Origin of the sequence: Arthrobacter sp. RAF14, assembly GCF_052114185.1 — a bacterium.
In the GTDB taxonomy this organism is placed as follows: Bacteria; Actinomycetota; Actinomycetes; order Actinomycetales; family Micrococcaceae; genus Arthrobacter_E.
The window spans coordinates 80,952-107,292 of record NZ_JBFREG010000002.1 but is presented as its reverse complement, the minus strand read 5'-3'; the positions used below and the strand labels follow the sequence as shown (position 1 = coordinate 107,292).

Annotated in this window: 28 protein-coding genes; 21 read left to right on the top strand and 7 right to left on the bottom strand. The window is 68.5% G+C overall.

Annotated features, from left to right (window positions below):
• Window positions 1–24 precede the first annotated feature (24 nt).
• The 10 genes from AB4Y75_RS08110 (at window position 25) to AB4Y75_RS08065 (ending at window position 8,903) form a co-directional block, all read left to right on the top strand.
• Window positions 25–645: a CoA transferase subunit B gene (locus AB4Y75_RS08110; protein ID WP_441435765.1), complete on the top strand. Its 621-nt coding sequence runs from the start codon at window positions 25–27 to the stop codon at window positions 643–645.
• Complete coding sequence (locus AB4Y75_RS08105; protein WP_441435371.1) at window positions 642–1,196, top strand: MaoC family dehydratase; 555 nt, start codon at window positions 642–644, stop codon at window positions 1,194–1,196. The genes AB4Y75_RS08110 and AB4Y75_RS08105 overlap by 4 nt, the downstream gene beginning before the upstream one ends.
• Window positions 1,193–2,014: an HpcH/HpaI aldolase/citrate lyase family protein gene (locus AB4Y75_RS08100; protein ID WP_441435370.1), complete on the top strand. Its 822-nt coding sequence runs from the start codon at window positions 1,193–1,195 to the stop codon at window positions 2,012–2,014. Before AB4Y75_RS08105 ends, AB4Y75_RS08100 begins: the two co-directional genes overlap by 4 nt.
• 243 nt (window positions 2,015–2,257) lie before the next feature.
• On the top strand, window positions 2,258–3,427 hold the full coding sequence (gene dxr / locus AB4Y75_RS08095) for a 1-deoxy-D-xylulose-5-phosphate reductoisomerase (protein ID WP_441435369.1): 1,170 nt from the start codon (window positions 2,258–2,260) through the stop codon (window positions 3,425–3,427).
• Between the two features lie 46 nt (window positions 3,428–3,473).
• Window positions 3,474–4,805, top strand: coding sequence for a M50 family metallopeptidase (locus AB4Y75_RS08090; RefSeq protein ID WP_441435368.1), 1,332 nt, complete (start codon window positions 3,474–3,476; stop codon window positions 4,803–4,805).
• A 209-nt stretch (window positions 4,806–5,014) separates the two neighbouring features.
• Window positions 5,015–5,308, top strand: coding sequence for a YciI family protein (locus AB4Y75_RS08085; protein WP_441435367.1), 294 nt, complete (start codon window positions 5,015–5,017; stop codon window positions 5,306–5,308).
• A 52-nt stretch (window positions 5,309–5,360) separates the two neighbouring features.
• Window positions 5,361–6,524 (top strand): flavodoxin-dependent (E)-4-hydroxy-3-methylbut-2-enyl-diphosphate synthase, encoded by a 1,164-nt coding sequence (gene ispG, locus AB4Y75_RS08080; protein ID WP_066215257.1) that lies wholly within the window; start codon window positions 5,361–5,363, stop codon window positions 6,522–6,524.
• A gap of 19 nt (window positions 6,525–6,543) precedes the next feature.
• Window positions 6,544–7,359, top strand: a complete 816-nt coding sequence (locus AB4Y75_RS08075) for a GNAT family N-acetyltransferase (protein ID WP_441435366.1) — start codon at window positions 6,544–6,546, stop codon at window positions 7,357–7,359.
• Window positions 7,360–7,364: 5 nt separating this feature from the next.
• A complete protein-coding gene (locus AB4Y75_RS08070; RefSeq protein WP_441435365.1) occupies window positions 7,365–8,048 on the top strand; it encodes a hypothetical protein in 684 nt (227 codons plus the stop codon).
• Window positions 8,049–8,171: 123 nt separating this feature from the next.
• On the top strand, window positions 8,172–8,903 hold the full coding sequence (locus AB4Y75_RS08065) for a hypothetical protein (protein WP_441435364.1): 732 nt from the start codon (window positions 8,172–8,174) through the stop codon (window positions 8,901–8,903).
• 71 nt (window positions 8,904–8,974) lie between these two features.
• On the opposite strand, the gene AB4Y75_RS08060 is transcribed toward AB4Y75_RS08065, so the two are convergent.
• Genes AB4Y75_RS08060 through AB4Y75_RS08050 form a run of 3 tightly spaced genes read right to left on the bottom strand, consistent with a single transcriptional unit; the run spans window position 8,975 to window position 11,264 of the window.
• Window positions 8,975–9,733 (bottom strand): TetR/AcrR family transcriptional regulator, encoded by a 759-nt coding sequence (locus AB4Y75_RS08060; protein WP_441435363.1) that lies wholly within the window; start codon window positions 9,731–9,733, stop codon window positions 8,975–8,977.
• Window positions 9,730–10,485 carry an ABC transporter permease gene (locus AB4Y75_RS08055; protein WP_441435362.1) on the bottom strand — a complete coding sequence of 252 codons (756 nt, stop codon included), beginning with the start codon at window positions 10,483–10,485 and terminating at the stop codon, window positions 9,730–9,732. Before AB4Y75_RS08055 ends, AB4Y75_RS08060 begins: the two co-directional genes overlap by 4 nt.
• Entirely contained in the window at window positions 10,482–11,264 is a 783-nt protein-coding gene (locus AB4Y75_RS08050; protein ID WP_441435361.1) for an ABC transporter ATP-binding protein, read from the bottom strand. Before AB4Y75_RS08050 ends, AB4Y75_RS08055 begins: the two co-directional genes overlap by 4 nt.
• Window positions 11,265–11,454: 190 nt before the next feature.
• Between AB4Y75_RS08050 and AB4Y75_RS08045 the strand changes: the two genes are divergently transcribed.
• From AB4Y75_RS08045 to AB4Y75_RS08035, 3 genes are all read left to right on the top strand, one after another.
• Window positions 11,455–11,685, top strand: coding sequence for a hypothetical protein (locus tag AB4Y75_RS08045; RefSeq protein ID WP_441435360.1), 231 nt, complete (start codon window positions 11,455–11,457; stop codon window positions 11,683–11,685).
• A 214-nt stretch (window positions 11,686–11,899) separates the two neighbouring features.
• Window positions 11,900–13,699, top strand: a complete 1,800-nt coding sequence (locus AB4Y75_RS08040) for a proline--tRNA ligase (RefSeq protein ID WP_441435359.1) — start codon at window positions 11,900–11,902, stop codon at window positions 13,697–13,699.
• A 30-nt stretch (window positions 13,700–13,729) separates the two neighbouring features.
• Window positions 13,730–14,524, top strand: a complete 795-nt coding sequence (locus AB4Y75_RS08035; protein ID WP_441435358.1) for a sulfite exporter TauE/SafE family protein — start codon at window positions 13,730–13,732, stop codon at window positions 14,522–14,524.
• Between the two features lie 36 nt (window positions 14,525–14,560).
• Here AB4Y75_RS08035 and AB4Y75_RS08030 read toward each other — a convergent pair whose 3' ends face one another.
• From AB4Y75_RS08030 to AB4Y75_RS08020, 3 genes are all read right to left on the bottom strand, one after another.
• Complete coding sequence (locus AB4Y75_RS08030) at window positions 14,561–15,595, bottom strand: aminoglycoside phosphotransferase family protein (protein WP_441435357.1); 1,035 nt, start codon at window positions 15,593–15,595, stop codon at window positions 14,561–14,563.
• Window positions 15,596–15,688: 93 nt separating this feature from the next.
• Window positions 15,689–16,417, bottom strand: a complete 729-nt coding sequence (locus AB4Y75_RS08025; protein WP_441435356.1) for a VIT1/CCC1 transporter family protein — start codon at window positions 16,415–16,417, stop codon at window positions 15,689–15,691.
• Window positions 16,418–16,582: 165 nt separating this feature from the next.
• Window positions 16,583–17,746, bottom strand: coding sequence for a DUF4439 domain-containing protein (locus AB4Y75_RS08020; protein ID WP_441435355.1), 1,164 nt, complete (start codon window positions 17,744–17,746; stop codon window positions 16,583–16,585).
• A gap of 141 nt (window positions 17,747–17,887) precedes the next feature.
• Here AB4Y75_RS08020 and rimP point away from each other — a divergent pair, with 141 nt between their 5' ends.
• The 5 genes from rimP to rbfA all read left to right on the top strand — a co-directional run bounded on the left by rimP (window position 17,888) and on the right by rbfA (window position 23,434).
• Entirely contained in the window at window positions 17,888–18,481 is a 594-nt protein-coding gene (rimP, locus tag AB4Y75_RS08015) for a ribosome maturation factor RimP (protein ID WP_441435354.1), read from the top strand.
• The gene (gene nusA, locus AB4Y75_RS08010; RefSeq protein ID WP_441435353.1) at window positions 18,482–19,453 is read left to right on the top strand and encodes a transcription termination factor NusA; all 972 of its coding nucleotides are present in this window, start codon (window positions 18,482–18,484) and stop codon (window positions 19,451–19,453) included. It begins immediately after the preceding gene.
• A gap of 140 nt (window positions 19,454–19,593) precedes the next feature.
• The gene (locus AB4Y75_RS08005; protein ID WP_441435352.1) at window positions 19,594–19,932 is read left to right on the top strand and encodes a YlxR family protein; all 339 of its coding nucleotides are present in this window, start codon (window positions 19,594–19,596) and stop codon (window positions 19,930–19,932) included.
• 154 nt (window positions 19,933–20,086) lie between these two features.
• Window positions 20,087–22,918: a translation initiation factor IF-2 gene (gene infB, locus AB4Y75_RS08000; protein ID WP_441435351.1), complete on the top strand. Its 2,832-nt coding sequence runs from the start codon at window positions 20,087–20,089 to the stop codon at window positions 22,916–22,918.
• An 81-nt stretch (window positions 22,919–22,999) separates the two neighbouring features.
• Window positions 23,000–23,434 (top strand): 30S ribosome-binding factor RbfA, encoded by a 435-nt coding sequence (gene rbfA, locus AB4Y75_RS07995; protein WP_441435350.1) that lies wholly within the window; start codon window positions 23,000–23,002, stop codon window positions 23,432–23,434.
• Between the two features lie 121 nt (window positions 23,435–23,555).
• Here the strand turns inward: rbfA and AB4Y75_RS07990 are convergent, their stop codons facing one another.
• Window positions 23,556–24,323, bottom strand: coding sequence for a hypothetical protein (locus AB4Y75_RS07990; RefSeq protein WP_441435349.1), 768 nt, complete (start codon window positions 24,321–24,323; stop codon window positions 23,556–23,558).
• A 224-nt stretch (window positions 24,324–24,547) separates the two neighbouring features.
• On the opposite strand from AB4Y75_RS07990, the gene truB reads away from it, so the two are divergent.
• Genes truB through AB4Y75_RS07975 form a run of 3 tightly spaced genes read left to right on the top strand, consistent with a single transcriptional unit; the run spans window position 24,548 to window position 26,277 of the window.
• A complete protein-coding gene (gene truB / locus AB4Y75_RS07985; RefSeq protein ID WP_441435348.1) occupies window positions 24,548–25,471 on the top strand; it encodes a tRNA pseudouridine(55) synthase TruB in 924 nt (307 codons plus the stop codon).
• Complete coding sequence (locus AB4Y75_RS07980) at window positions 25,471–25,824, top strand: hypothetical protein (RefSeq protein WP_441435347.1); 354 nt, start codon at window positions 25,471–25,473, stop codon at window positions 25,822–25,824. Before truB ends, AB4Y75_RS07980 begins: the two co-directional genes overlap by 1 nt.
• Window positions 25,825–25,836: 12 nt before the next feature.
• Window positions 25,837–26,277 carry a hypothetical protein gene (locus tag AB4Y75_RS07975; RefSeq protein WP_441435346.1) on the top strand — a complete coding sequence of 147 codons (441 nt, stop codon included), beginning with the start codon at window positions 25,837–25,839 and terminating at the stop codon, window positions 26,275–26,277.
• The last annotated feature ends 64 nt before the right edge of the window (window positions 26,278–26,341 follow it).

The window sequence follows — 26,341 nt, the reverse complement described above, 5'->3', positions numbered from 1 at the left end:
GACCGTAACCAGCTCGCGGCCAGGGTGGCCCGCGAACTGCGCAACGGGCAGTACGTCAATCTCGGGATCGGCATGCCCACGCTCATTCCGAACCACATCCCGGACGGCGTCGAGGTGGTCCTCCACTCGGAGAACGGGATCCTGGGCACCGGTCCGTACCCCACTGAGGACGCAGTGGATCCGGACCTCATCAACGCCGGAAAGGAGACCGTGACGGTCAACCCCGGTGCGGCGTTCTTCGATTCGGCACTCTCCTTCGGCATGGTCCGTGGCGGGCACGTCGATGTGGCGGTCCTCGGTGCGATGGAGGTCGCGGAGAACGGCGACCTGGCCAATTGGATGATCCCCGGCAAGATGGTCAAGGGGATGGGTGGCGCCATGGACCTCGTGTTCGGCGCCAAGCGGCTGATCGTCATGATGGAGCACCTGGACCGCAACGGACGGCCCAAGATCGTGAAGAGCTGCACCCTCCCGGTCACCGGGAAAGGTTGCGTGGACCGGATCATCACGGACCTGGCGGTCATCGACGTCACGGACGGCGGTCTGGTCCTGCGAGAGACCGCCCCCGGAGTCTCGGTGGACGACGTCATCGCTGCGACGGGTGCGGAACTCCGCGTGGAGATGCACGATCCGGACACGGTATGAGCAGGGAGGAGCTGAGCACGGAGGAGAACACGGTGAGCGAGCAGGGGGAACCACGCCGGATCGTCCAGCGGGGTCTGTATTTCGACGAACTCGAAGAGGGTGCGGTCTACGTCCACCGGCCCGGACGGACTCTGACGGAAGCGGACAACGTCCTGTTCACCACCCTGACCATGAACACGCAGGCCCTGCACCTGGACGCCGCGTGGAGCGAATCGCAGCCGTTCGGGCAGCGCCTCGTCAACTCGATGCTGACCCTCGCCACGCTGGTGGGGCAGTCGGTGCCGCAGCTCACGGCGGGGACCATCATCGCCCAGCTGGGCCTGGACGGGATCAGCTTCCCGAAACCGATGTTCCACGGCGACACCCTCTACACGGAGACCACCGTGCTGGAACGCCGTCCCTCGGCGTCCCGCCCGGGCCAGGGCGTGGTGACCTTCCAGCACACCGGCTACAACCAGCGGGGTGAGGTGGTGGCTCTCGCCCGGCGGACCACGTTGATGTGGACGCGCGAAGCCCACGAGGCGGCCGGACGGGGGACACTGGAGGCATGAGCTTCTCGATGGGACCCAGCCTCCTGTTCTGCCCGGCCGACCGGCCCGAACGCTACGCCAAGGCGGCCGACCGCGCCGACGCGGTGATCCTCGATCTGGAGGACGCCGTGTCCGCCGAGGCGAAGGCCTCAGCTCGTCTGGCGCTCGCCGATCCCGCGAACGCCCTCGACCCCGAACGGACCATCGTCCGGGTCAATCCGGTGGGTACCCCCGAGATCCGGCTGGACCTGGAGGCCGTGGCGAAGACCCCATACCGGACCCTCATGCTGGCCAAAGCCGAGAGCGGCCAGCAACTCGACGCCCTGGCCGGGTACCAGGTGCTGGCCTTGTGCGAGACGGCCCGGGGCGTGCTGAACGCCGCCGAGATCGCCGCGCGGCCCAACGTCGTGGGACTCATGTGGGGCGCCGAGGACCTGCTGGCGTCCCTCGGCGGCACCTCGAGCCGGGATGCCGACGGCGCCTACCGCGCTGTCGCACTGCACGCCCGGTCTCAGGTGCTGCTGGCAGCCGGGGGGTTCGGGAAGGCCGCGATCGACGCCGTCTACGTGAACATCCCGGACCTGGATGGCCTCGCGGCGGAATCCGCGGACGCGGTGGCGTCCGGGTTCACCGCGAAGGCGTGCATCCATCCGAACCAGGTGGCCGTGGTGCGGGAGGCCTATCTTCCCGACGACGCCGCGGTGCAGGCGGCGCGCGAGCTCCTGGCAGCCGCCTCCTCCGCGGGCAACGGGGTGTTCAGCTACCAGGGCCGCATGATCGACGGGCCCATCCTCCGTCACGCCGAGGCCGTGCTGCGCCGCGCGGGTGCGGCCTGCTGAGTATCCTCCCGCTGAGCCGGGTTCTGTGCGCTCCGCAACCTGACGATGCCTCTGGATCGCCTGGCCACCACCGCTGAGTACGCTGCGGAGGGTGTGAGTCCGCTGCCACTGGTAGCGAACTCACACCCTCGGTAGCGGATTCGGCGGTCGCCGCTACCGAGGGTGTCTCTTAGGTGCGGTGGCCCTCGGGTGCCGCCCGGGCTCCGTGCAGCGGACGCACAGGTTCTCCGGGATACTGGAACCATGCGTTCTGTGACCCTGCTCGGCTCCACCGGTTCCATCGGCACCCAGGCGATCGACGTCGTCGACGGCGCCCCGCACCGCTTCAGCGTCACCGCGCTGAGCGCGGGTGGCGGGAACCTCGCCCTCCTTGCGCGGCAGGCGGTCCACGTCCGCGCGGAAGCCGTGGGCGTGGCCTCCGGAAGCGAGAGCGAGTTCCGCGCGCTCCTGGCGGATGAAGCGGCCCGTGAAGGACTGCGGGACTACGCTCCGGAGCTGTATTTCGGCCCCGACGCCTCCACCCGCATCGCCGAGATCCCGGTGGACGTGGTGCTCAACGGCATCACGGGTTCCATCGGCCTGGCGCCCACCCTCGCCGCCCTCGAATCCGGGGCGACCCTGGCCCTGGCCAACAAGGAATCCCTGATCGTGGGCGGCGCCCTGGTCAAGGACCTCGCCCGTCCCGGCCAGATCGTGCCGGTCGATTCCGAGCACTCAGCCATCGCGCAATGCCTCCGCTCCGGCTCCGAGATCGAAGTGGACCGCCTGGTCCTGACGGCATCCGGCGGACCGTTCCGCGGCAAGACCCGCGCGGAACTCCAGCACGTCACGCCCGCCGAGGCGCTCGCCCACCCCACCTGGGACATGGGCCTCATGGTCACCACCAACTCCGCCAGCCTCGTGAACAAGGGCCTGGAGGTCATCGAGGCCCATCTGCTCTTCGACGTGCCGCTGGACCGGATCGACGTCGTCGTCCACCCGCAGTCCGTGGTGCATTCGATGGTGCAGTTCGTGGACGGCTCCTCGATCGCCCAGGCGTCGCCGCCGGACATGCGCCTGCCCATCGCGCTGGGCATGGCCTGGCCTGAGCGCGTGGCGCACGCCGCGACCCCGTGCGACTGGACCCAGGCGACCCAGTGGACGTTCGAACCTCTCGACGCCGTGGCGTTCCCCGCCGTCGACCTCGCCAAGGACGCGGCCAAGCAGGGTGGCACGCACCCCGCCGTGTTCAACGCCGCGAATGAGGAGGCCGTGCTGGCGTTCCACCGCGGTGAGATCGGCTTCACCGACATCGTGGACACGGTGGAGGCGGTCCTGGCCGAGCACTCCGATCATGCGGCGCTCAGCCTTGATTCCGTGCTCGCCGCGGAAGAGTGGGCACGAAAGCGCGCCCACGAACGTTTGTCCTCGTGATGAACCCTTCGACGAGAAAGACCACTGAGATGACGAGGCTGTGGGCATGAGCGGGCCGCTGCTGTTCCTGGGCGGGGTGCTGTTCGTGGCGATAGGCATCGCCGTGTCGATCGCCCTGCACGAGGTGGGCCACCTCGTGCCCGCCAAATTGTTCAAGGTCCGCGTGACCCGTTACATGATCGGCTTCGGGCCCACCGTCTTCTCCCGGAAGAAGGGGGAGACCGAGTACGGCGTCAAGGCGCTGCCGCTGGGCGGCTACGTCCAGATGATCGGCATGTATCCGCCCAACCCGGAGGACGGCACCATGCGCTCCTCCAGCACCGGCATGTTCCAGAGCCTGGCGCGCGAAGCCCGCCAGCAGGCCAGCGAGGAAGTGGGTCCCGAGGACGGGAACCGCGTCTTCTACAAACTCCCGGTCTGGAAGAAGATCGTGGTGATGCTCGGCGGCCCGGCCATGAACATCGTGCTGGGCATCCTCTTCACCGCCATCCTCCTGATGGGCTTCGGCAGCGCCCAGGCCACCACCACGCTCTCCTCGGTGTCGGCCTGCCAGGTGGTCCAGGGTGAGAAGGAACCGGCGCCGGGGGAGAAGTGCACCCCGGCTCCCGCGGCCGCCGCCGGGCTCAAACCCGGTGACCGGATCGTGAGTTTCGACGGCAAGCCCGCCACCGACTGGACCAGTCTCACCGAGCAGATCCGTCAATCGGCCGGCCGGAAGGTCCCGGTGGTCATTCAGCGAGGCGACCAAACGGTCGACACCACGGTCACCCCCGTGCTGACGGCCCGGCCGATCGTCGGGGCGGACGGTCAGCCGAAGAAGGACGCCTCCGGCAAAGTCATGACGCAGGATGTGGGCTTCATCGGCGTCGGGCCCCGTCAGGCGCTCGTTCCGCAGGGGCCCGAGACCGTCCTCCCTGCGGTGGGCACCCAGATCACCCAGGTGAGCCACGTCGTCCTGGACCTTCCGGCGCGCGTGATCGGCGTGGCCAAGGCCGCGTTCAGCTCGGAACCCCGCGACCCCAACGGACCCATCAGCGTGGTGGGTGTGGGGCGCGTGGCCGGTGAGGTGTCCGCCATGGAGGAGATTCCGCTCGAGGCCCGCGTCGCCAGCCTGATCGGGATCCTGGCCGGCCTCAATTTCGCTCTGGCCATCTTCAACCTGATTCCGCTGCCGCCCCTGGACGGCGGCCACGTGGCCGGTGCCCTCTACGAGGCGGTCCGGCGCGGTATCGCCCGCCTGTTCCGCCGTCCCGACCCGGGGCCCTTCGATCTCGCCAAACTGCTGCCCGTGACCTACACGGTGGCGGGGCTGCTCCTGGTGATGAGCGTGGTCCTGATCTACGCGGACATCGTCAAGCCCGTGAAGCTGTTCGGATGACGACGGCGGCGAAGGGCCTGTGCCGACCAGGGGTCGGAGGCGGGCCGGGGATGTCCCTCGGCGCCTGCGCTCGTTCCTCACGCAACAACGGCGCTGTCGGGACATCCCCGGCCCGCGTCCGTCCAGATGAGTGTGCGGCCCGGCGTCGAGCGCTCAGTGTCACATGGCTCACGCCGCACGGTTCCGGGGCTGAGGGATAGAGTGAACCCATGACTGTTTTCGCCGTGGAGTACGTGTACGACGCCGCAACGGCGGCCGTGCGCGACGAGTTCCGTCCCGCCCACCGCGCCTGGCTCGGATCGCTCGCCGAGGAGGGCACCGTGCTGGCCTCCGGACCCGTCGATTCCGGGGCGGGAGCCCTGCTGATCCTGGTCGCGGAAGACCAGCCGGCGCTGGACGCGCTCCTCCGGGAAGACCCGTTCCAGATCAACGGCGCCGTCGCCCAGACCAGCGCCCGTGAGTGGAGCCCCGTGATCGGCCGCTTCAGCGAATTCGTCTCCTGACCGGGGCCGGACTCACCAGAACCACCAGAGCAACAGAACTGAGGAATCAGAAGTGACATCGGTCAGCCTTGGAATGCCGTCCGCCCCGCCGCCCGTGCTCGCACCGCGGCGCAAGACCCGCCAGATCAAGGTGGGCTCGGTGGGCGTCGGATCCGACTCGCCCATCAGCGTGCAGTCCATGACCACCACCCCCACCACGGACATCAACGCGACCCTGCAGCAGATTGCGGAGCTGACCGCGTCGGGCTGCGACATCGTGCGTGTCGCCTGCCCGTCGGCGGATGACGCGGCTGCGCTGCCCATCATCGCCAAGAAGTCCCAGATCCCGGTGATCGCGGACATCCACTTCCAGCCGAAGTACGTGTTCGCCGCCATCGAGGCAGGATGCGCCGCCGTGCGTGTGAACCCGGGCAACATCCGGAAGTTCGACGACCAGGTCAAGGAGATCGCCCAGGCGGCCAAGGACCACGGCACCAGCATCCGGATCGGCGTCAACGCCGGTTCCCTGGAGCCGAGCCTGCTGAAGAAGTACGGCAAGGCCACGCCGGAGGCCCTCGTGGAATCGGCCGTCTGGGAGGCGAGCCTCTTCGAGGAGCACGGCTTCCACGACTTCAAGATCTCGGTGAAGCACAACGACCCCGTGGTCATGGTGGCCGCCTACGAGATGCTCGCCGAAAAGGGCGACTGGCCCCTGCACCTCGGTGTCACCGAGGCCGGTCCCGCCTTCCAGGGCACCATCAAGTCGGCCACCGCCTTCGGCGCCCTGCTCTCCCGGGGCATCGGCGACACCATCCGTGTCTCCCTCTCGGCCCCGCCGGTCGAGGAGGTCAAGGTGGGCAACCAGATCCTCCAGTCCCTGAACCTGCGCCCGCGCAAGCTGGAGATCGTCTCCTGCCCGTCCTGCGGCCGTGCCCAGGTGGACGTCTACACGCTGGCCGAACAGGTGACCGCAGGCCTGGAAGGCATGGAGATCCCGCTGCGCGTGGCCGTCATGGGCTGCGTGGTGAACGGACCCGGCGAGGCGCGCGAGGCGGACCTCGGCGTCGCCTCCGGCAACGGTAAGGGCCAGATCTTCGTGAAGGGGCAGGTCATCAAGACTGTGCCGGAACACGAGATCGTTGAGACACTGATCGAAGAAGCCATGCGCATTGCCGACGAAATGGAGTCCGATGATCCGAGCGCTCCCTCCGGCAGTCCAGTGGTCACCGTCTCCTAGCAAAGTCGCGGGAGGGCCCATGATCCGTGAACTCGTGGATGAGGACCTTCCCGCGCTCCGGGATCTGGCCCTGCGGGACGAAGCGGTCAACGCCTTCGTCCTGGCCCAGACCGTCAGGCCGTGGCGCTCCCTGGGCGCCACGGTCTTCGGCGTGTTCGACGACGGCGCCCTGGTCGCCGCCTGCTGGGCGGGCGCCAATGTGGTGCCCGTCGCTCTCGAGCCGTCTCTCGCGCCCCTCTTCGCCTACGCGCTGCACACCCGCTCCCACCGTTACGCGTCGATCTTCGGGCCGCGTGACGCCGTGCTCGCGCTGCTTCCCGCGCTGGAGGCCTTCGGGCACGTCCCGCTGGAAGTCCGATCCTCCCAGCCCTTCCTCCTGCACGACGGGGAGCTCGGCGTCGACGCCGATACGTCCGTCCGTGCGGCCTCGATGGACGACTTCGACCGGGTTCTTCCCGCGTCCGTGGCGATGTTCGAGGAGGAAGTGGGCTATTCGCCGTTCCTGGGCGGACAGGAGAACTACCGGCGCCGCGTGCTGAACCTCCTCCGCCAGGGTCATACACTCGCGCGTTTCAGTCCCACGGGCCAGGTGCTGTTCAAGGCGGATCTGGGGGTGGTCACCCGCGGGGTGTGCCAGATCCAGGGTGTCTGGATGGAGCCGGGCCAGCGCGGGAGGGGGATGGCGGCCGCCCGGGTGGCCGCCGTCGTCGAGTACTCCCGGAAAGTGGCCGGCATCGCCTCGCTGTACGTCAACGATTACAACACCGCGGCGCGGAAGGTCTACGAGAAGGTCGGCTTCCGCGAGCACGGCGAGTTCGCGACCGTGCTGTACTAGGTGCCATGAGATCAGGCGCTCCGAGGAGATCCCTGACGGCCGTGCTGTGTGCGGCGCTGGTGGCCCTGCTGGTGAGCGGATGTTCCGTCTCCATCCCGACTCCTGGGAAGGCCTGGAACGCCGCGGAGCTGGAGGAGGTGGTGGCCCGTCTCACGGGCCCCAACGACGGCCGGTTCACCCCCGTTCCGGTGGAGAAGATCCGGAAGACCGTCGAGGCGAATGAACGGATCGAGGCCAGGACCGAGGTGGCGCCGGCGGCGTGTCAGGACGTTGCTTTTTCCAACAACCGCGTCTCCACGAAACTCCTGGACCGCGCCCGTGTGGCCCTGGGCCTCAATGACTCGGGGCGGAATGCGGCGGTGGCCGTCGCACTCAGCAGTGGCCCGCCTGAACTGCTGCAACCGGGGTTCGACGGGGAGACTCTCCAGAGGTGCTCCACCATCAAGCTGATCCGCGGCGTCCAGGTGGCCACCGTGTCCGCTGCCGCCGCGAAGGCGCCGGACGTCCGGAGCGGTTCCGCCTGGACGCTGACCATCACCGGCTCCGACGGCACCGTCGAGGTGGCGTTGTCCACGGTCACGGTGGGCCGGGTGAACATCTTCGTGAGCGTGGCCGGGCAGAAGGGCGGAGCAGACACGACGGCGGTGGCCAACGCCGTGGTCGAGCAGGCCGCCGCCCTGGTCGAGTGAGGTCCATCTGTCGCACTCGCGTCATGGGGAGGGCTGCCCATCGCGCATTTCCGCATCGAATGGAATAATCGCTTTCGAGTTCAGTCTCACCAATCGAATCGCTTTCTGATCGGGGAAAACATCATGAAGAACGCACGTCGGGCCCTCCTGGCTCTCTCCGCGGCCTCGCTGCTGGCCGTCACGGCCTGTTCCGGCCCGGCACAGCAGCAGTCCGGTGGGACCTCAGGAGGCGGCGGACAGTCCGCAGCACCGGTCGCCGCGAAGAAGTACAGCGAGGCCGAGCTGGAGGCCGTGCTCAAGGCATCCAAGGGCGCCGATGGCAAGGAGCTCAAGGTGCTCCCCTCCACGGACCTGAAGAAGTCCCTGGAAGCGTCCAAGGAACTGCTCGCGAAGACGAAGATCACCCCGGCCGAGTGCGGCGGAGGTGATGTCACCGCCGGTCTCCAGATGCTTGAAGGCGCCACCACGGCGGTAGGCACCTCGACCGGTGCCGACGGCATCCCGAGCCAGGCCGTCAGCCTGATCTCCGGTGTCGACGCTTCGGCGCTGGAGAGCGCCCTCTCGAAGTCCAAGGAACGCCTCGAGAAGTGCAAGACCATGACAGTCGAGATCGCGGGACAGAAGGCCGAGGCGACCACCGAGACGCTCCAGATCTCGGCAAAGACCCCGGGTGCCACCGCGTTCGAAACCACGACCGGTCTGCCGGGCGGCGCCTCCACGATGAAGCAGGTGAGTGTCATGGCCGTGAAGAACGGCGTCGCGATCACCAGCGTCTCCCTGGCCGGCGGTGCGGGCACTGCCGATGTGGAGAAGGCCGTCGCCACCCTGGACGCCGTCGCGGACCAGATCAAGTAGACAGCAGCATCTGCCACGGGCCGCGTCCATTTCGGACGCGGCCCGTTCCTGTCCGTCAAGCTGTCAGGTCGTCAGCTCTCCGGAACTCTGGAGTCCTGTGCGCCGTCCACCTCGCCCGTGAGATATCTCCGGATGGTCGGGGCCACCTGCCGGACCACTTCCTCGGGCGTCGCCGAGGCCAGCGGTTCCAGCCGCACCACGTAGCGGGTCAGCATGAGTCCCACCATCTGGGAGGCGACCAGATCGCCACGCAGCGCGAGCTCCTCCGGAGTTCCTGGCAGCCCGCCCGTGATGCGGGACAGGATCGTCCGGCTGACCATCTCGCGGAGCATCGCGGTCTTGGTGCGGGACCCGATGGTTCCCCGGATGAAGGCCACCAGGCTGTGCTGGGCCGGACTCTCCCACAGCCGCAGCACCGCACGCACGATCTCCTCCGACCGCTGCCGGGGGTCCAGGGAGGTGACTCCTCCGAGCACCTCCGCGGGGTCGGCGGGCAGTTCGACGCTGAGCGCGAAGAGCTCGTCCTTTCCCTGGAAGAAGTGATGGACCATGGCTGGGTCCACCCCGGCTTCCCGTCCTACCTGGCGTAGGCTGGTGCCCTCGAATCCGTGCTCGGCGAAGAGGCGGCGGGCTGACGCCAGGATACGCTCCCGGCTGTCTCCCTGACCGCCTCGGCGACCACGACGGCGCCCGGGAGGGCGCCCGGGAGGGGGCCCGGGAGGGGGCCCGGGAGGGGGCCCGGGAGGGGGCCCGGGAGGGGGCCCGGGTTCCACGCCGGGGCCGCGGGGGTCGCCGTCGTCGTCCGCGCCGGCGGCGTCCACCCCGCTCATGCCGTCCGCCGGCGGAGCGTGGCCGAGGCGAGGACCAGAAGCCCGAAGGCGATCACGGCCAGCGCTATGAGGTCATGACGGAGAGTGTCAGTCGGGTCGCTGTACCGCCCGATCTCCTGCAAGGCCTCCACCGAGTAACTCAGCGGAAGCACATTGGAGATGGCCTCCAGGACCGAGTTCATGGAGTCACGCGCCACGAACAGCCCGCAGAGCAGGATCTGCGGGACCACCACCACGGGCATGAATTGCACGGCCTGGAACTCGGTGCGGGCGAACGCCGAGCAGAGGAGTCCCAGAGCCACACCGAGCACCGAGTTCAGGACGCACACCAGTCCGACCAGCAGCGGGCTGCCCTGCACGTCAAGCTGGAACACCCAGTAGGCGACGGCGAGGGTGACCAGGGCCTGCACGGCGGCCAGGACCGAGAACGCCAGGGCGTAACCGAACAGCAGATCGGCCTTGCCCAGGGGAGTGGTGAGCAGCCGTTCCAGGGTGCCGCTGGTCCGCTCCCGCAGCATGGTGACCGAGGTGATGAGGAACATGATGAGGAACGGGAAGATCGCCAGCATGACCAGGCCCACCCTGTCGAAGGTGCGGGGCAGCCCGGGCGGGAGGGTCTCGTTCTCGAAAAGGAAATAGACCGCGGCCAGCAGGAAGGACGGCACCACCAGGATCATGGCGACGCTGCGATGGTCGTGCCGGATCTGCGTGAGCACGCGCGCCGTGGTGGCGCCGAGGAGCCGGGGGTTCATGACGCCACCTCGTCCTGTCCCGGGCCGCCGATCGCGGATTCCTGGATCATGGCCAGGAACGCCTGTTCCAGGTCCGGATTGTGACCCCGTTCGGCCAGTTCATCGGGCGTCAGCTGCGCCAGAAGCCGCCCCTCGCGGAGCAGCAGGAGTTCCTGGCAGTGGCGTGCCTCCTCCATGACGTGACTGGACACCAGGAGGGTGGCTCCCGCGTCGGCGAGGCGGCGGAAATGCGCCCAGAGCTCCGCGCGGAGCACGGGGTCCAGGCCCACGGTGGGCTCGTCCATCACGAGCAGTTCCGGTTCACCGACCAGCGCACAGGCCAGGGAGACGCGGTTGAACTGGCCGCCGGAGAGGTCAGCGGTGAGCCGCCGGGATTCGCTCGCCAACCCCACGGCGTCGACGGCCTCGCGGGCCTCCGCAGCCGACTTGCCGTGCAGGGTGGCGAAGTAGCGCACATTGTCCAGCACGCTCAGATCCCGGTAGACGCTGGGGGACTGGGTCATGTAGCCGAGTTTTCGGCGCAGGACCGCCGCCCCCGCAGGTGAACTCAGGACGGTCACGGTGCCCGACCCGAACCGCTGGAGTCCCATGATGACCCGCATGAGGGTGGTCTTGCCGCTGCCCGAGGGACCCAGCAGTCCGGTGATGCTGCCGGAGGGGACGGCGAAGTCGAGGTTCCTCAGCACGTGCAGTCTGCCTCTCCGGACGTGGAGCCCTCGCACGGAGATGGCCGGGCTCCCCTCGGGCGGAGAAGACCCGTGGTTGTGGGTCGTGTCCATGACGCCTCCCGTCTCCCGGGGCCCGGGGCGGACACCGAGAATAATTCACCGCCTGATGAATTAAAAGTAAGTTCACCGAAAAGGTGCGTCAAGATGCTTGAAGGATGAACTCTGGTGAACTACGTTCGGCTCAGATGTGTCGTCACTGTTCGCGGTGACCAACAGGGCATGTCACCGACGTAAAGGAGCTATGAGCATGGCAGTAAGCGTCAACCTCGGTAAGGGTCTGGACAAGGAGTTCGAGGACAAGAGCCTCAAGGAGATCCTGGACGCACCCGTGTCCGCTCTGGCGGGCATCACGGACGCCAAGGGTGAATTCCTGGCCAAGGAACTCGGGATCAAGACCGTCCGCGATCTCGGCTCCAATAAGTACTTCGCTCTGGCCGGCGTCCTGGTGGCCCTGGAGGGCAAGGAGGGCTGAAGCCCTTCCGCGGAGACCCTCGGGGAAACCGCAGCAAGGGCCCGGAGCGCGGTCGCTCCGGGCCCTTCGCCGTGCCTGCTGTCGGAGGCTCCGTGCCCGGGTGACGGCCCGCACCGGATAAACTCGGGGTACGGTCCGGTCATCCCGGACCGCAGCCCTGTCCCGGCACGCCCGGAAGGGCTCCAGTCCCGACTGCGCCAGAAACGGAATTTCAGTGATCACACGCCTTTCCTCGCTCTTCCTGCGAACCCTGCGTGAAGACCCGGTGGACGCCGAGGTCGCCAGCCACAAGCTCCTGGTCCGGGCCGGTTACATCCGGCGTGCCGCCCCAGGCATCTACACGTGGCTGCCGCTCGGTCTGAGCGTGCTGCGCAAGGTGGAGCGGATCATCCGCGAGGAGATGGCCGCGATCGGCGCGCAGGAAGTGCACTTCCCGGCGCTGCTGCCCAAGGAACCGTATGAGGTGACCAACCGCTGGACCGAATACGGCGAGGGGCTCTTCCGCCTGCAGGACCGCAAGGGCGCCGACTACCTTCTGGCCCCCACCCACGAGGAGATGTTCACCCTCCTGGTGAAGGACCTGTACTCCTCGTACAAGGACCTCCCCCTGGCCATCTACCAGATCCAGAACAAGTACCGGGACGAGGCGCGCCCGCGTGCCGGTCTGCTCCGTGGCCGCGAGTTCATCATGAAGGACTCCTACTCCTTCGATATCGACGACGCCGGCCTGGATGCCAGCTACTCCGCTCACCGCGGCGCCTACCTGCGCATCTTCGAGCGCCTCGGCCTCGAAGTGGTCCCCGTGAAGGCCACGGCCGGCGCCATGGGCGGGTCCCGGAGCGAGGAGTTCCTGCACCCCACCGCGATCGGTGAGGACACCTTCGTGCGCTCCGCGGGCGGCTACGCCGCCAACGTCGAGGCCGTGACCACGGTGGCTCCCGAGTCCATCGACTACACGTCGCTGCCGGCCGCCGTCGTGCGTGACACGCCGGACACGCCCACCATCGAAACGCTCGTGAACGCGGCCAATCAGGTCGAGCCGCGCGCCGATCGTCCCTGGACCGCCGCCGACACCCTCAAGAACGTGGTCCTGGCCGTCACGCTGCCCACCGGTGAGCGTCAGCTCGTGGTCATCGGTGTGCCCGGCGACCGCGCCGTGGACCTCAAACGGGTCGAGGCGAACATCGGCGCCTTCCTGCCCGTGGGTGGGGAGATCGGGCTCGAGGCCGCCACCGAGGAGGACCTCAAGAAGAACACGGCCCTGGTCAAGGGGTACATCGGCCCGGGTCTGACCACCGACGAGCCCGTGCTCGGTTCCGAGGGCACCGCCAAGATTCTGTTCCTGGTGGATCCCCGGGTGGTGCCCGGTTCCAGCTGGATCACCGGCGCCAACGCCGCAGGCAAGCACGTCTTCGGTCTCGTGGCTGAGCGGGACTTCGGTTGGGACGGCGTCATCGAGGCCACCGAGGTGCGCGCAGGTGACCTCGCCCCCGACGGCAGCGGCCCGCTCGAACTGGCTCGCGGCATCGAAATGGGCCACATCTTCCAGCTGGGGCGCAAGTACGCCGAAGCGCTGGATCTGAAGGTGCTGGACCAGAACGGCAAGCAGGTCGTGGTGACCATGGGTTCCTACGGCGTGGGCGTCACCCGCGCGGTGGCGGCGCTGGCCGAGTCCAACCACGACGACCGCGGCCTGATCTGGCCCCGCAACGTCGCCCCGGCCGATGTGCACGTGGTGGCCGTGGGCCGTGGCGAGGAGATCTTCTCCGCCGCCGCCCAGCTCGCGGAGGAACTCTCCGCCGCCGGCCTGGACGTCATCTACGACGACCGCCCCAAGGTCTCTCCCGGCGTGAAGTTCGGCGATGCCGAGCTGCTCGGCGTCCCCACCATCCTCGCGGTCGGCAAGGGCCTGGCAGACGGAGTGGTCGAGCTCAAGGACCGCCGCAGCGGAGAAGCACAGAACGTGCCGGTGGCCGAGGCGGTCGCCGCCGTGCGCGCCGCCGTCGCACACTGACCGCATGACGCGATCACCGGCGGGCGTGCCATGCTGAGCGGCTTCGAACTGCTCGACGGCGGCACGCTCGCCGTGATCGTCCTGGCCGGCTTCTGCGCGGGCTGGGTGGACGCCGTGGTGGGCGGCGGCGGTCTCATCCAGCTGCCCGCTCTCTTGCTGGTGCCCGGCATCACGCCGGTGCAGGCACTGGCCACCAACAAGATGGGGTCCATCTTCGGGACGACCACGAGCTCGATCACGTTCTACCGGCGCGTGCATCCGGACCTGAGAACGGCCGTGCCGATGGCGCTCATCGCGCTGGCTGGCAGCTTCGGGGGCGCCGTGATCGCCACGCAACTGCCCGGCAAGGCGTTCAAACCGATCATCGTGGTGGCACTCGTGGCCGTCCTGCTGTTCACGGCGTTCCGGCCCGCGGTGGGCGGGGAGACGGCCCTGCGGCACCAGGGCAGGAAACACTATGTCCTGGCCTGCCTGATCGGCGCCGTGATCGGCTGTTATGACGGGCTGATCGGGCCCGGCACGGGGTCGTTCCTGGTGATCGCGCTGGTGTCCCTCATGGGGTACGCGTTCACGGAGGCCAGCGCCAAGGCGAAGATCGTGAACATGGCCACGAACGCCGGCGCGCTGCTGTTCTTCCTGCCGCACGGTTCACTCCTCTGGGGAGTGGGCCTGCTGCTCGGGGCGGCCAACACCGCGGGCGGCTACCTCGGAGCGCGCATGGCCGTGGCCCGCGGGAACTCCTTCATCCGCTGGGTCTTCCTGAGTGTGGTGGCGGTGCTGATCGTCAAGCTCGGGTTCGACGTCTGGCAGGACAACGTCCGCTAGATCCTGGAATCGCCAGGGCGCTCAGTCCACCTGGTTTCAGCCGACTTGGCCTGGATCGTGCAGGCGCCGGGGGTCGATGGTGTCGTCCAGGACATTCCCGGCAAGCGCGGAGGCCAGCCAGAGCGAACGCTCCGTCTCGCCCTCGTGCCCGTCCTTCGCGGCGAACCACAGTGCGTCCTCCACGAAACTGACCATGCTCCACTGCCGGGCGAGTTCCGGGTCCAGCCCGCCGGCCGCGCAGTAGTCCTCCAGGCGGCGCAGCACGCCGTCGGCCGGACGCACCACCGGGTACTCGGCCAGCCGGTTCCGCAGCACCGGCGGGAGGGCGAACTCCGCATCGCCCAGCACGGCCTGTGGATCGATGGCCACCCATTCGGGGGCCGCCGACGCCGGACCGCCGGGCCGCGCCAGGATGTTCAGGAAGTGGAGGTCCTGATGCACCAGAACCTCCCGTGATTCGCGTCGTCCCACTGTGCCGTGCACCTGACACACCTCCAGGGCGGCTTCCAGCAGCCAGCGGGGGAAGGGTTCCCCGGCCTCCTGCCAGCTCTGGGGCAGTTCGTCGCACCAGCGTTCGGCGGTGTCGGAGAGCCGGGGGATGGCAGCCAGCGCAGGGGTGTCACCGAGCACGCGGTTGACGGCCGCCGCGGGCACGCTCAGACGCCGGACGATCCCGCCCCAGACATCCGCGGCCTGGTCGAGATCCATGCTGATGAGGGTCCGGTGAGGGTCGAGCCTTTCCAGCAGCAGGGCGCACCGACCGGCGTCATCCTGAAGGACTCGGACCGCCCCCTTGCCTCCCCACACGCGGAGAGAGGGCCCTTCAGACAGGGTCTCCTCCACCGGCAGCGACACTTTGAGCACTGCTGCGCCGTCCGGCCCGTGAACCGGGATGACCAGTCCGCTGTAACCGTGCAGCACCGTGAAATCGGGCGAGAGGTCCAGCCGGAGCTCCCACGTGGCGAAGCATTCTTCGACCAGACGGGGCAAGGCGGCGATCCACCGGGCGCCTTCGGCACTCCGGGTCATTCTCCTGGCCAGGCCGGGCGGTATGGTCACGGGGGAGCTCACGGTCCCAGCTTAGTCTCGCGGGATCGGCGGGGACTGCCGGATGCTCAGAGTCACCGAACGCGGGAGCGCGGCGTTCTGGGGTCCTTCCCGGGATCAGATCACTCCCGACTGTCCCAGCAGGCTGCCCACCAGGAAGGTGGCGGTGAGGGCGAGGGCTCCGCCGATCACCACTCGCACGGCCGCCCGGGAAACGCTCGCGCCTCCGATCCAGGCGCCCACCGCGCCCGTTGCGGCGAGAGCCGTGAGCACCACCCCGAAGGTCACGGGGATCCGGATCCCGGCTGGCAGGAGGAGCACCGCGAGGAGGGGCAGGATCGCCCCGGCGGTGAAGGCCAGCGCCGAGGCGAGGGCGGCGTGCCACGGACTGACGATTTCCTCTTCATCGATATTGAATTCGCTTTTCAGATGAGCTCCCAGCGCATCTTTGGCGCTCAATTCCTCGGCGACGAGCGCTGCCGTGGCCGGGGAAATCCCCTGGGCGATATAACCCTGTTTCAGCCGTGTGAGTTCCGCCGCGGGATTCTCCCGCAGGGCGTGGCGTTTCTGCCGCACGATCGCGCGCTGGCTGTCACTCTGGCTGCTGACCGAGACGTACTCGCCGAGCGCCATGGAGATGGCGCCTCCGATGAGGCCTGCCGCACCGGCCGCCAGGAGAGGGCCCTGCTGGGTGGTGGCGCCGGCGACGCCGACCACGATGGCGGCCACCGAGACGATGCCGTCGTTGGCGCCGAGAACGCCCGCGCGCAGCCAGTTGAGCCGCTGTGCAAGATTGCCCCGGGCGCTCTTTTTCACGGCCCCGGCCTTGATGTCCACTGTCGTCATGTCTTCAGGAAATCACTCCGGGAAAAACATTTCCAGCAATGTTTGCCTTCACTAATTTAGCGAAGGCTCGGCTTGGTGAAGTAAGCCTTGGCTCAGTGAATTCGGGAAACGGCGGCCCGGTGAAGCGGTGCGGTGACCCTGGATTTCCGGGTGGCGCCCCCGGGTTCAGCGGGAGGCGGGTGAAGGCGTCGCGGACGGCGCAGGAGTTCCGGATGGCGCTGGAGTTCCGGATGGCGCCGGAGTCACGGCGGCCGGAATCCCGGGGAGGGCCTGACCGGAGCCGGTGTCGGGAACCCAATGGCGTGCTCGCGCCCCGGATTCCAGATACTGGGACATGGCCCAGGCCCTGAGCCCACCGTCGGAGACCGCCACCAGATCGAGCGAGGCGTTCGCCCGCTCCTCTTCGACGGCGCCGAGCCCCGTGGCGGGGTCCTTGAGGAAGGACGTCGGCAGCTCGTACCCGGCCTCGGGAACGGACGGCGTGGCGCAGGTGGCCCTCAGCCAGGCGGTCGCTTCCGAGCCGCCCTTCCGGACGGCCGCGTCGAACCGGTCGGCTGCGGCGCGGGCGTCGCGGTCCAGTCGGACTTCCGCCACCTGGTAAAGGTAGGCGAGGTGCCTGCCGGCACGCAGGACCGCCTGCGTGCCGTCGACCGCCTCGGGGGAGGCCGTGGGCACGGCCGCGGAGGACGACGCCGGGCCGCTGGGCGCGTCGCTCGTCTGCGGGGCGGCGCCCGCCGTCGTCGGGGCCGCCGAGGCGACGCCGGCGAGAGTGGGGGTGCCGGACGCACAGGACACCGGGGGAGCGGGAGGAGCCGGCTTCAGCAGATCGGTGGGGGAGGGCCCGCCCGACGGGATCAGGGGGCGCAGCGCCTCCAGCCGTCCTTGCGCGGCGGCGGTGTACAGCCGCGCGAGTCCGCCGTCCGTCTCCCGCTGAGCCTGCCGGAGAAGGTCCGCGACGCTGGCCTGGGCGTCCTCCACGAGGTGTGGCAGGCCCGTGCTGCTTGAGCTGGCGGACGGCGAGGCCGGTCGTGCCACGGGCGGGTGGGCGCCGGCGGGGGTCAGAGCGGTGTTCTGCTGCTCCAGCACCGTGGCCAGAGCGGCCACTTTGGCTCCGGCGGCCGGGGCGAGAAGCCGTGCGCGGGATGCGAGATCGCCGGTGGCCGCGGCGAGGACCGTCTGGGGGGCTTGAGCGGTCGCCTCGACAGGGTCGGGCGAGAGCACCTGGTTCACGGCCGCGCTCAGCCCCAGAACTGTGGCCAGCACCACGGCCGAGGCTCCCACCCGTCGGAGGACCGTGCCCGTCCGTCCCGTCTTCTCCGCGTTTTTCATCACCACGATCTTGCCACGGCCGCGCGATTCCCGGCGTCGAGGCCCGCTCCGGGCAGAGGGATACGGCGTCCGTAAGCCGCAGAAGGCAAAAAGTCGATACTCTATAGTCTGAAAACTTCAATCAGGGAGGCCTTGCGGACCATGAGCGGTGCCGGACATTCGACTACGCCAGACCGGGGCGGTCAGGACTCCGAAGCAGCACGGCTGCATGGACTCCTGGAACCCGTGGTGGCCGGACAGGGCCTCTTCCTCGAAGAGGTGGAGATCCACCGTGCCGGGACCCAGCGCACCGTTCAGGTGCTGGTGGACCTCCCGGAGGATCAGCAGGGCGGGGTGAGCCTGGATCGCATCGCAGCCGTCTCCACCGAGATTTCGGCGGCGCTGGACGCGGATCCCCTGGACGGATCCCAGCCCTACGAGCTGGAGGTCTCGTCGCCGGGCGTCTCCCGCCCCCTGACCCTGCCACGCCACTGGCGCCGGAACCTCGGCCGCCTGGTGCGCGTGAAGGCGGCCGATACTGAACCGCTCACCGGACGGATCCGCGAAGTCCACGAGGACGCAGTGACCCTGATCCCGCAGCTCGAAGCGAAGAAGGGCGTCAAAGCCAAGGAAGGCGCACCGGTCACGGTGCCCTTCAGCACGATCCGCCAGGCCAAGGTGGAGATCGAATTCACACATCTGGACCATGCGGCGCTGGACGAAGCATTGGACCCCGAAGAAACTGAGGAGGCCTAAATGGATATCGACATGAGCGCGCTGCGACTCCTGGAACGGGAACGCGAGATCCCCCTGGACAAGCTCATCCCCACCATTGAGCAGGCACTGCTGGTGGCCTATCACAAGACGCCGGGCGCGATCGACCAGGCCCGCGCCGAGCTGGACCGTAAGAGCGGTCACGTGACCATCTGGGCGAGCGAGATCGACGACGACGGCAACGTCGTCGGCGAATTCGATGACACCCCGGACGGATTCGGCCGCATCGCCGCGAGCACCGCCCGCCAGATCATCCTCCAGCGTCTGCGTGACGTCGAGGATGACAACGTGCTGGGCGAGTTCAAGGGCCGTGAAGGCGAGCTCGTGGCCGGTCAGATCCAGCAGGGACACTCGGCCCACATGGTCCAGGTCAACCTGGGCAGTGTGGAGGCCCTCATGCCTCCGCCCGAGCAGGTTCCCGGCGAGAAGTACCTGCACGGCAACCGCATCCGCGCGTTCGTGGTCAGCGTGCAGCGCGGCCAGAAGGGCCCCAGCATCACGCTGTCCCGGACGCACCCCGGTCTGGTCCGCAAGCTCTTCGAACTCGAGGTCCCGGAGATCGCCGACGGCTCCGTGGAGATCGTCGCTCTGGCCCGCGAAGCAGGCCACCGGACCAAGATGGCCGTGCGTGCCAACCGTCCCGGCATCAACGCCAAGGGCGCCTGCATCGGTGAGATGGGCTCGCGAGTGCGCGCCGTCATGACCGAACTGAACGACGAGAAGATCGACATCGTCGACTTCTCCGACACCCCGGAGACGTTCATCGCGAACGCTCTCTCGCCGTCGAGCGTCACGAGCGTCACCATCGCGGACCCCGCGACCCGGTCCGCCCGCGTGGTGGTGCCGGATTACCAGCTCTCCCTGGCCATCGGCAAGGAGGGGCAGAATGCCCGTCTGGCCGCCAAGCTCACGGGCTGGCGGATCGACATCGTCTCCGACGCGGCCGGCGAGTAAAGCCCCAGGCGGACCCCGACGCGCCGTCGCGCACGGAGGGGTCCGCCAGAAGGCGTAGAATGGATAACGCCGGTTCCCCGGCATGGCATTTGCGTGTCCGCCCCTGGGCGGCGCACGCACCTTAGGCGAGGCAGGCGCATGTGGCAGCACCGACAAGTGCACCTCTGCGGACCTGTGTCGGATGCCGTCGCCGGGAAACCCAGGATCAGCTCATCCGGCTGGCGACCGTGACCTCTCACACAGGTGAAAGCCTTGTGGTGGTGGACGCGCGACGTCGGGTGGGCGGCCGGGGTGCATGGCTGCACCCCACCACTGAGTGCCTTGCCCTCGCCCAGCGGAAGCGTGCGTTCGCGCGTGCCTTCCGGAGCGCCGTCGTCAGCGACGGCCTGGAGGAGAAGCTGGCGCCGCACAGTGTCCCCACCGGGGCGGAAACGCCTCAGGGGACGACCGTCCTAACCGAAAGCGGGTCAGAAATCTGATGGAAACCCGATGAGTTCCCTGCGATGAGCGCGTAACCATGACCAATCTGTTGCGCGCTGCACAGCGCCCCGAGCCGCTTTCCATGGCTCAGGGCAGGAAGAAGTATTAGACGGTTCGTGCCAAGGCTGATGCGCGGACCGAGACAGGAGAAATGTGGCCAAGGTCCGCGTACACGAGCTCGCCAAGGAGCTCGGTATCACCTCCAAGGATGCGCTTGCAAAGCTGCAGAGCCTCGGAGAGTTCGTCCGTTCCGCATCGTCGACCATCGAACCCCCGGTGGCGAAGAAACTGCGTGACGCATTCCCGGGTGGGGCTTCCGCTCCCGCCCCGTCCGCTGCACCCGCAGCGAAGGCCGCCGCCCCGGCGGCCCCGAAAGCACCTGCGGCGGCTTCCGCCCCCGCAGCACCTCAGACTCCCGCGGCACCTGCCGCGCCGTCGGCGTCCTCCGCTCCGGAAGCCTCCTCGGCTGCTCGTCCGGGTGGCATGAAGCCGGGTGGAGCACCCAAGCCGGGTTCCCGTGCAGCAGCCGAAGCGGAAGCGGCCCGTGTGGCTGCGGCCCGCGCGGCCAAGCCGGCTTCCCAGCAGCGCCAGTCCGGTCCTCGTGCCGGTGGCCCCCGTCCGGGCAACAACCCGTTCGCCAGCTCGCAGGGCATGCCCCGTGGGCGCGACGGCGAGCGTGCTCCCCGTCCGGGTAACAACCCGTTCGCCAGTTCCCAGGGCATGCCCCGTCCGGGTGGACCCCGCCCCGCCGCAGGTGCGGGCGGTCCGCGCCCGGCAGCCGGCGCCGGTGGGCCCCGTCCCGCCGCAGGTGCGGGCGGTCCCCGTCCGGGTGCTCCGCGTCCTGGCGCTCCCCGTCCGGGTGCTCCGCGCCCCGGCGGTCCCCGTCCGACCCCGGGCATGATGCCCAGCCGCATCGAGCGTCCCGCTCCCGGTGCGGCGGCCCGTCCGGGCGCTCGTCCCGGTGGCGGCCCCGGCCGTCCGGGTGGCGGAACCGGTGGCGGCGCCCCCGCCGGCGGTGGCTTCGGCAAGGGCGGCCGCGGACGCGGCGGCACGCAGGGCGCCTTCGGCAAGGGCGGCGCCGGTCGTGGCAAGCAGCGCAAGTCGAAGCGTGCCAAGCGCCAGGAACTGGAGCAGATGAGCGCACCGTCGCTGGGCGGCGTGAGCGTGCCCCGTGGCGATGGCGAGACGATCGTGCGCCTGCGCCGTGGTTCCTCCATCACGGACTTCGCCGAGAAGATCGATGCCAACCCGGCGTCGCTCGTCACGGTGCTGTTCCACCTCGGCGAGATGGCCACGGCCACCCAGTCGCTGGACGAGGAGACCTTCGAACTCCTGGGCGCCGAGCTGGGCTACAAGCTCCAGATCGTGTCCCCGGAGGACGAGGAGCGCGAACTGCTGAGCAGCTTCGACATCGACTTCGACGCCGAGCTTGAGGCCGAGGGCGACGACGAGCTGCAGGCCCGTCCGCCGGTCGTCACCGTCATGGGTCACGTCGACCACGGTAAGACCCGCCTGCTGGACGCCATCCGCAGCTCGGATGTGGTGGCCGGTGAGCACGGTGGCATCACCCAGCACATCGGTGCCTACCAGATCACCCATGAGCACGAGGGCGTCGAGCGCGACATCACCTTCATCGACACCCCCGGTCACGAGGCCTTCACGGCCATGCGTGCCCGTGGCGCCAAGGTCACCGACATCGCGATCCTCGTGGTCGCCGCCGACGACGGCGTCATGCCGCAGACGGTGGAGGCCCTCAACCACGCTCAGGCGGCCAATGTGCCGATCGTGGTGGCCGTGAACAAGATCGACAAGGAAGGCGCCAACCCGGAGAAGATCCGTGGCCAGCTGACCGAGTACGGCCTGGTTCCCGAGGAATACGGTGGCGACACCATGTTCGTGGATGTCTCCGCACGTCAGAACCTGCACATCGATGACCTCCTCGAGGCCGTGCTGCTGACCGCCGACGCCGCGCTGGACCTGCGTGCCAACCCGGACAAGGACGCTCGAGGCATCGCCATCGAAGCGAACCTGGACCGTGGCCGTGGTTCCGTGGCCACCGTGCTGGTGCAGTCCGGCACGCTGAACATCGGTGACACGATCGTGGCGGGCACGGCTCACGGCCGCGTCCGTGCCATGTTCGACGAAGACGGCGAATCCCTCACCGAGGCGGGTCCGTCCCGTCCGGTGCAGGTGCTGGGTCTGTCCAGCGTGCCGCGCGCCGGTGACACCTTCTTCGTGACAGCTGACGAGCGCACCGCCCGTCAGATCGCGGAGAAGCGTGAAGCCGCCGACCGTAACGCCGCCCTGGCCAAGCGCCGCAAGCGCATCAGCCTGGAGGACTTCGACCAGGCCGTGGCCGAAGGCAAGATCGACACCCTCAACCTCATCCTCAAGGGTGACGTGTCCGGTGCCGTCGAAGCCCTCGAGGACGCCCTGCTCAAGATCAACGTGGGCGACGACGTCCAGCTGCGCGTCATCCACCGCGGTGTGGGTGCCATCACGCAGAACGACGTCAACCTGGCCACCGTGGACAGCGCCATCATCATCGGCTTCAACGTCAAGCCCGCCGAGCGCGTGGCCGAACTGGCCGAGCGTGAAGGTGTCGACATGCGCTTCTACTCGGTCATCTACGCGGCAATCGACGACATCGAACTCGCGCTCAAGGGCATGCTCAAGCCCGAGTACGAGGAAGTCCAGCTGGGCACGGCCGAGGTCCGCGAAGTGTTCCGTTCGTCCAAGTTCGGCAACATCGCGGGTTCGATCGTCCGTTCCGGCCTCATCCGCCGTAACGCGAAGGCCCGTGTGCTGCGCGATGGCAAGGTCATTGGGCAGAACCTGTCCATCGATTCGCTGAAGCGCTTCAAGGACGACGCCACCGAGGTCCGCGAGGGCTTCGAGTGTGGCATCGGCCTCGGCTCGTACAACGACCTCACCGAGGGCGACATCATTGAGACCTTCGAGATGCGCGAGAAGCCGCGCGTCTAGGAGTGTCGGGAAGGCCGGGCCCAGGGGAGACCGTGGGCCCGGCCTTCCGTTCACCGTCACACGACGTTTGAGGAGGAGAACATGGCAGATCCAGCACGCGCCGGCAGGTTGGCGCAGCGCATCAAGGTCCTGGTGGCCGAGGCGCTCAGGAAAGCCGTCAAGGACGAGCGGGCGCTCGACATCACCGTGACCGATGCACGCGTCACGAATGATCTCCAGCACGCCACCGTCTACTACACGGTGCTCGGCGACGCCGCCGCCCGGGCCGGGGCAGAAGAGGTACTGGCCCAGAACAAGGGGATCCTGCGCCGGGAGGTCGGACGCAATCTGACCATCCGCCTGACCCCGACCCTGGAATTCGTCGCCGACGAGATCCCGGAGAACGCCTCGAACCTCGAGGAGCTGATCCGCAAGGCCAAGGAACGGGACGCCGAAGTGGCGGCCCTGGCCGAGGGGGCCGTCTTCGCAGGCGAGTCCGATCCGTACAAGAAGGACGACGAGGACCAGGAAGCCTGATCCTGCGCCCGGCCCGATGCCGTGAGGCACCGGGTACGACTGAGGCCCACCGGGATGTCCCGGTGGGCCTCAGTCGTACCCGCTCACATCCGCGGCCCCTCCGGGGAGGGCCCGCCCGGCCTCACTTGGCCCAGACGAGGGGCTTGTCGCGGTACGGGTTCAGGTCGTAGCTGAGGTAGTTGCTGGAGTTGCCGGTGTAGGCCACCCCGGTCACCGCGGTGCCCGTGGGAGCAAGTGCGATCTGGCAGTCCACCTGGGTGTCGCCGATGGCCCGGAAGCTCTTGGAGTACGGGCACTTGTCGAAGCCGCCGAAGATGATCAGGCTGCCGGCCGGGGCGCCGCCGGCGAGGGTGCCCTTGAAGGACGAGTGCGTCCAGGAGACCGAGGTCTTGATCGGGTTCAGCGTCTGCTTGAGGGTGACCTCGCTGTGGATGTAGTAGGGCACGTAGCCCTTGTACTTGTCCGAGTTCTTGAGGCCGGACAAATCCGCGAAGGAGCCCTTCTCGATGCTCGTGACCTTCACATCGAAGAGCTGCTTGTCGTAGTAGTCCTTGCCGGGCTTGCCGGTCTGGACGAAGATCTTGCCGGTCTGGCCGATCTTGAGCGTGGTGCCCGCGGGGGTCATCTGGTCTACGGACGGGCCGCCCTGGGGGTCCGCTGCAGGAGCGGCGCTGGTTTCCGACGGCGTCTCAGACGGGGTGTCCGAGGGGGACGCCTCCGTGGACGGAGTCTCTTCCGGGGTCTGCGACGGAGTGCTCGAGGAGCTCTCCACCGGCGCCGGATCCTTCTTGGTGTCCACGGTGATGGTGCAGGCGCTCAAGCCCAGGGCCAGAGCGGCCAGGGCTGCGACGGTGCCCGCGCTGCGGGTGCGAGAGGTGAAGAATGACATGGTTCCCTGATCCTTGCTACTGCGTCAGATGACACTTTTTAGTGCAATCATTGGAGCAATTGTGGCATGGCTCAGGCCGCGAAGGCGATGGGTACCCCTCCCCATGACGACGGCTGCCGGGGGAGTCCGTATGACCTGTCGGCCGGCTCGTGCAACCGCCCGTGACAGTTCCGGGTGTGGACGGCGGGGCGAGAGGCCGGGTGCGACCTCTTATACTGGAAGGCGTGCTTTCGGGACTGGTGATCGTGGACAAACCACAGGGTTGGACGAGCCACGATGTCGTGGCGCGTATGCGTCGGCTGGCGGGGACCCGCAAGGTGGGCCATGCCGGCACACTGGACCCCATGGCCACCGGTGTCCTGGTGGTGGGGGTGAACAAGGCCACGCGTCTGCTGACGTACATCGTGGGCACCGGGAAGCGCTACACCGCCACCATCCGCCTCGGCCAATCCACGGTGACCGACGACGCCGAGGGCGAGGTCACCGCCGAACAGGACGCCTCGGCCGTCGAGGACCGGGCCATCCGTGACGCGGTGTTGCAGTTTCTCGGCGACATCCAGCAGGTGCCCAGCAGCGTCAGCGCGATCAAGGTCAACGGGGAACGCTCCTACGCGCGGGTGCGCGCCGGGGAGGACGTGGCCCTGGCCGCCCGGCCGGTCACGATCCGCCGCTTCGACATCCTGGACATCCGCCGGGACGGTTCCCTGGTGGATGTTGATGTGGACGTGGAGTGCTCCTCCGGGACCTACATCCGTGCGCTCGCCCGTGACCTCGGAGCCGTACTCGGCGTCGGAGGTCACCTCACCGTCCTCCGCCGGCACGAAGTCGGGCCGTTCACCCTGGACGCCGCCAGGACCCTGGAGCAGCTCGCCGAGGACTTTCAGGTCCTGGACCTGGCCCAGGCCGCCCGCGATCTGATGCCGGTGCGGGAGCTCAGTGCCGAGGAAGCCGCCGACCTGTCCCACGGGCGCCGCATCTCGCGCGACGAGGCACAGCCCGGCACCGCGGAGAACCCCGTGGCGGCCTTCGCCCCGGACGGGACACTCGTGGCTCTTCTGGCCGACGCGGGACGCCATGCCAAGCCCGTGCTCGTCTTCCCGCCGGACGCTCCGGAGGCTCCCGCCGGACCGGGCGCGGGGGAGCGGTGATGGACGCCTACTTCTGGATCATCGCGGTGGTGGGCATCGCGTCCACCCTGATCTGCGCGGTGGCCGGCGTCCTGGGCAAGAAGCCCAATGACGTCACCATCCTGTCGGTCGGCGCCGTGTGGCTCGCGCTCGTGGTCTACCTGGTGGGCTCGATCATCCGCGTGAGCCTGGGGGAGCGGATCCGCGGGGAGACCTGGGAGTTCTGGGGTTACATGACCACGGCCCTGGTCCTGCCCCTGGGCGCGGTCTACTGGTCCGTGGTGGAACGCACGCGCTGGAGCAATTTCGTCATGGCGGTGGTGGGCGTGACGGCCCTCGTGATGGCCGCCCGCATGAACCAGATCTGGTACTAGATGGAGAACACGGTGAAGACCCCCCCAAGCAACGCGGAACAGAGTGACACGGCTCAGGGCAACACCCGGAACACGGGCCCGGGCCGCCTCCTGATCGCCGTCTACGGCATCTTCGCGCTCGCGGCCACCGCACGCGCCGGCTATCAGATCGCCACCAAGTTCCACACCGCGCCGCTGGCCTACCTCCTCTCGGCACTGGCCGCCGTGGTGTACATCGTTGCGACCGTGTCTCTGGCGCGCCGCGGCACCGCGTCCTTCCGGGTCTCCGTGGTGGCCGTCAGCCTCGAACTTCTGGGTGTCCTGGTGGTCGGAGCCCTGAGTGTTTTCGACTCCCAGGCGTTCCCGGCGGACACGGTCTGGTCCGGCTTCGGGAAGGGCTACGGTTTCGTGCCGCTGCTCCTGCCCCTGCTCGGGCTCTGGTGGCTGTACAAGCGGCGTCCGTCCACGTCCTGACCGCCGGCGGGATCACCGCCCGCGCACCCGGTATTCTTGACAGGCCGCTAGCCGCGGCACACCG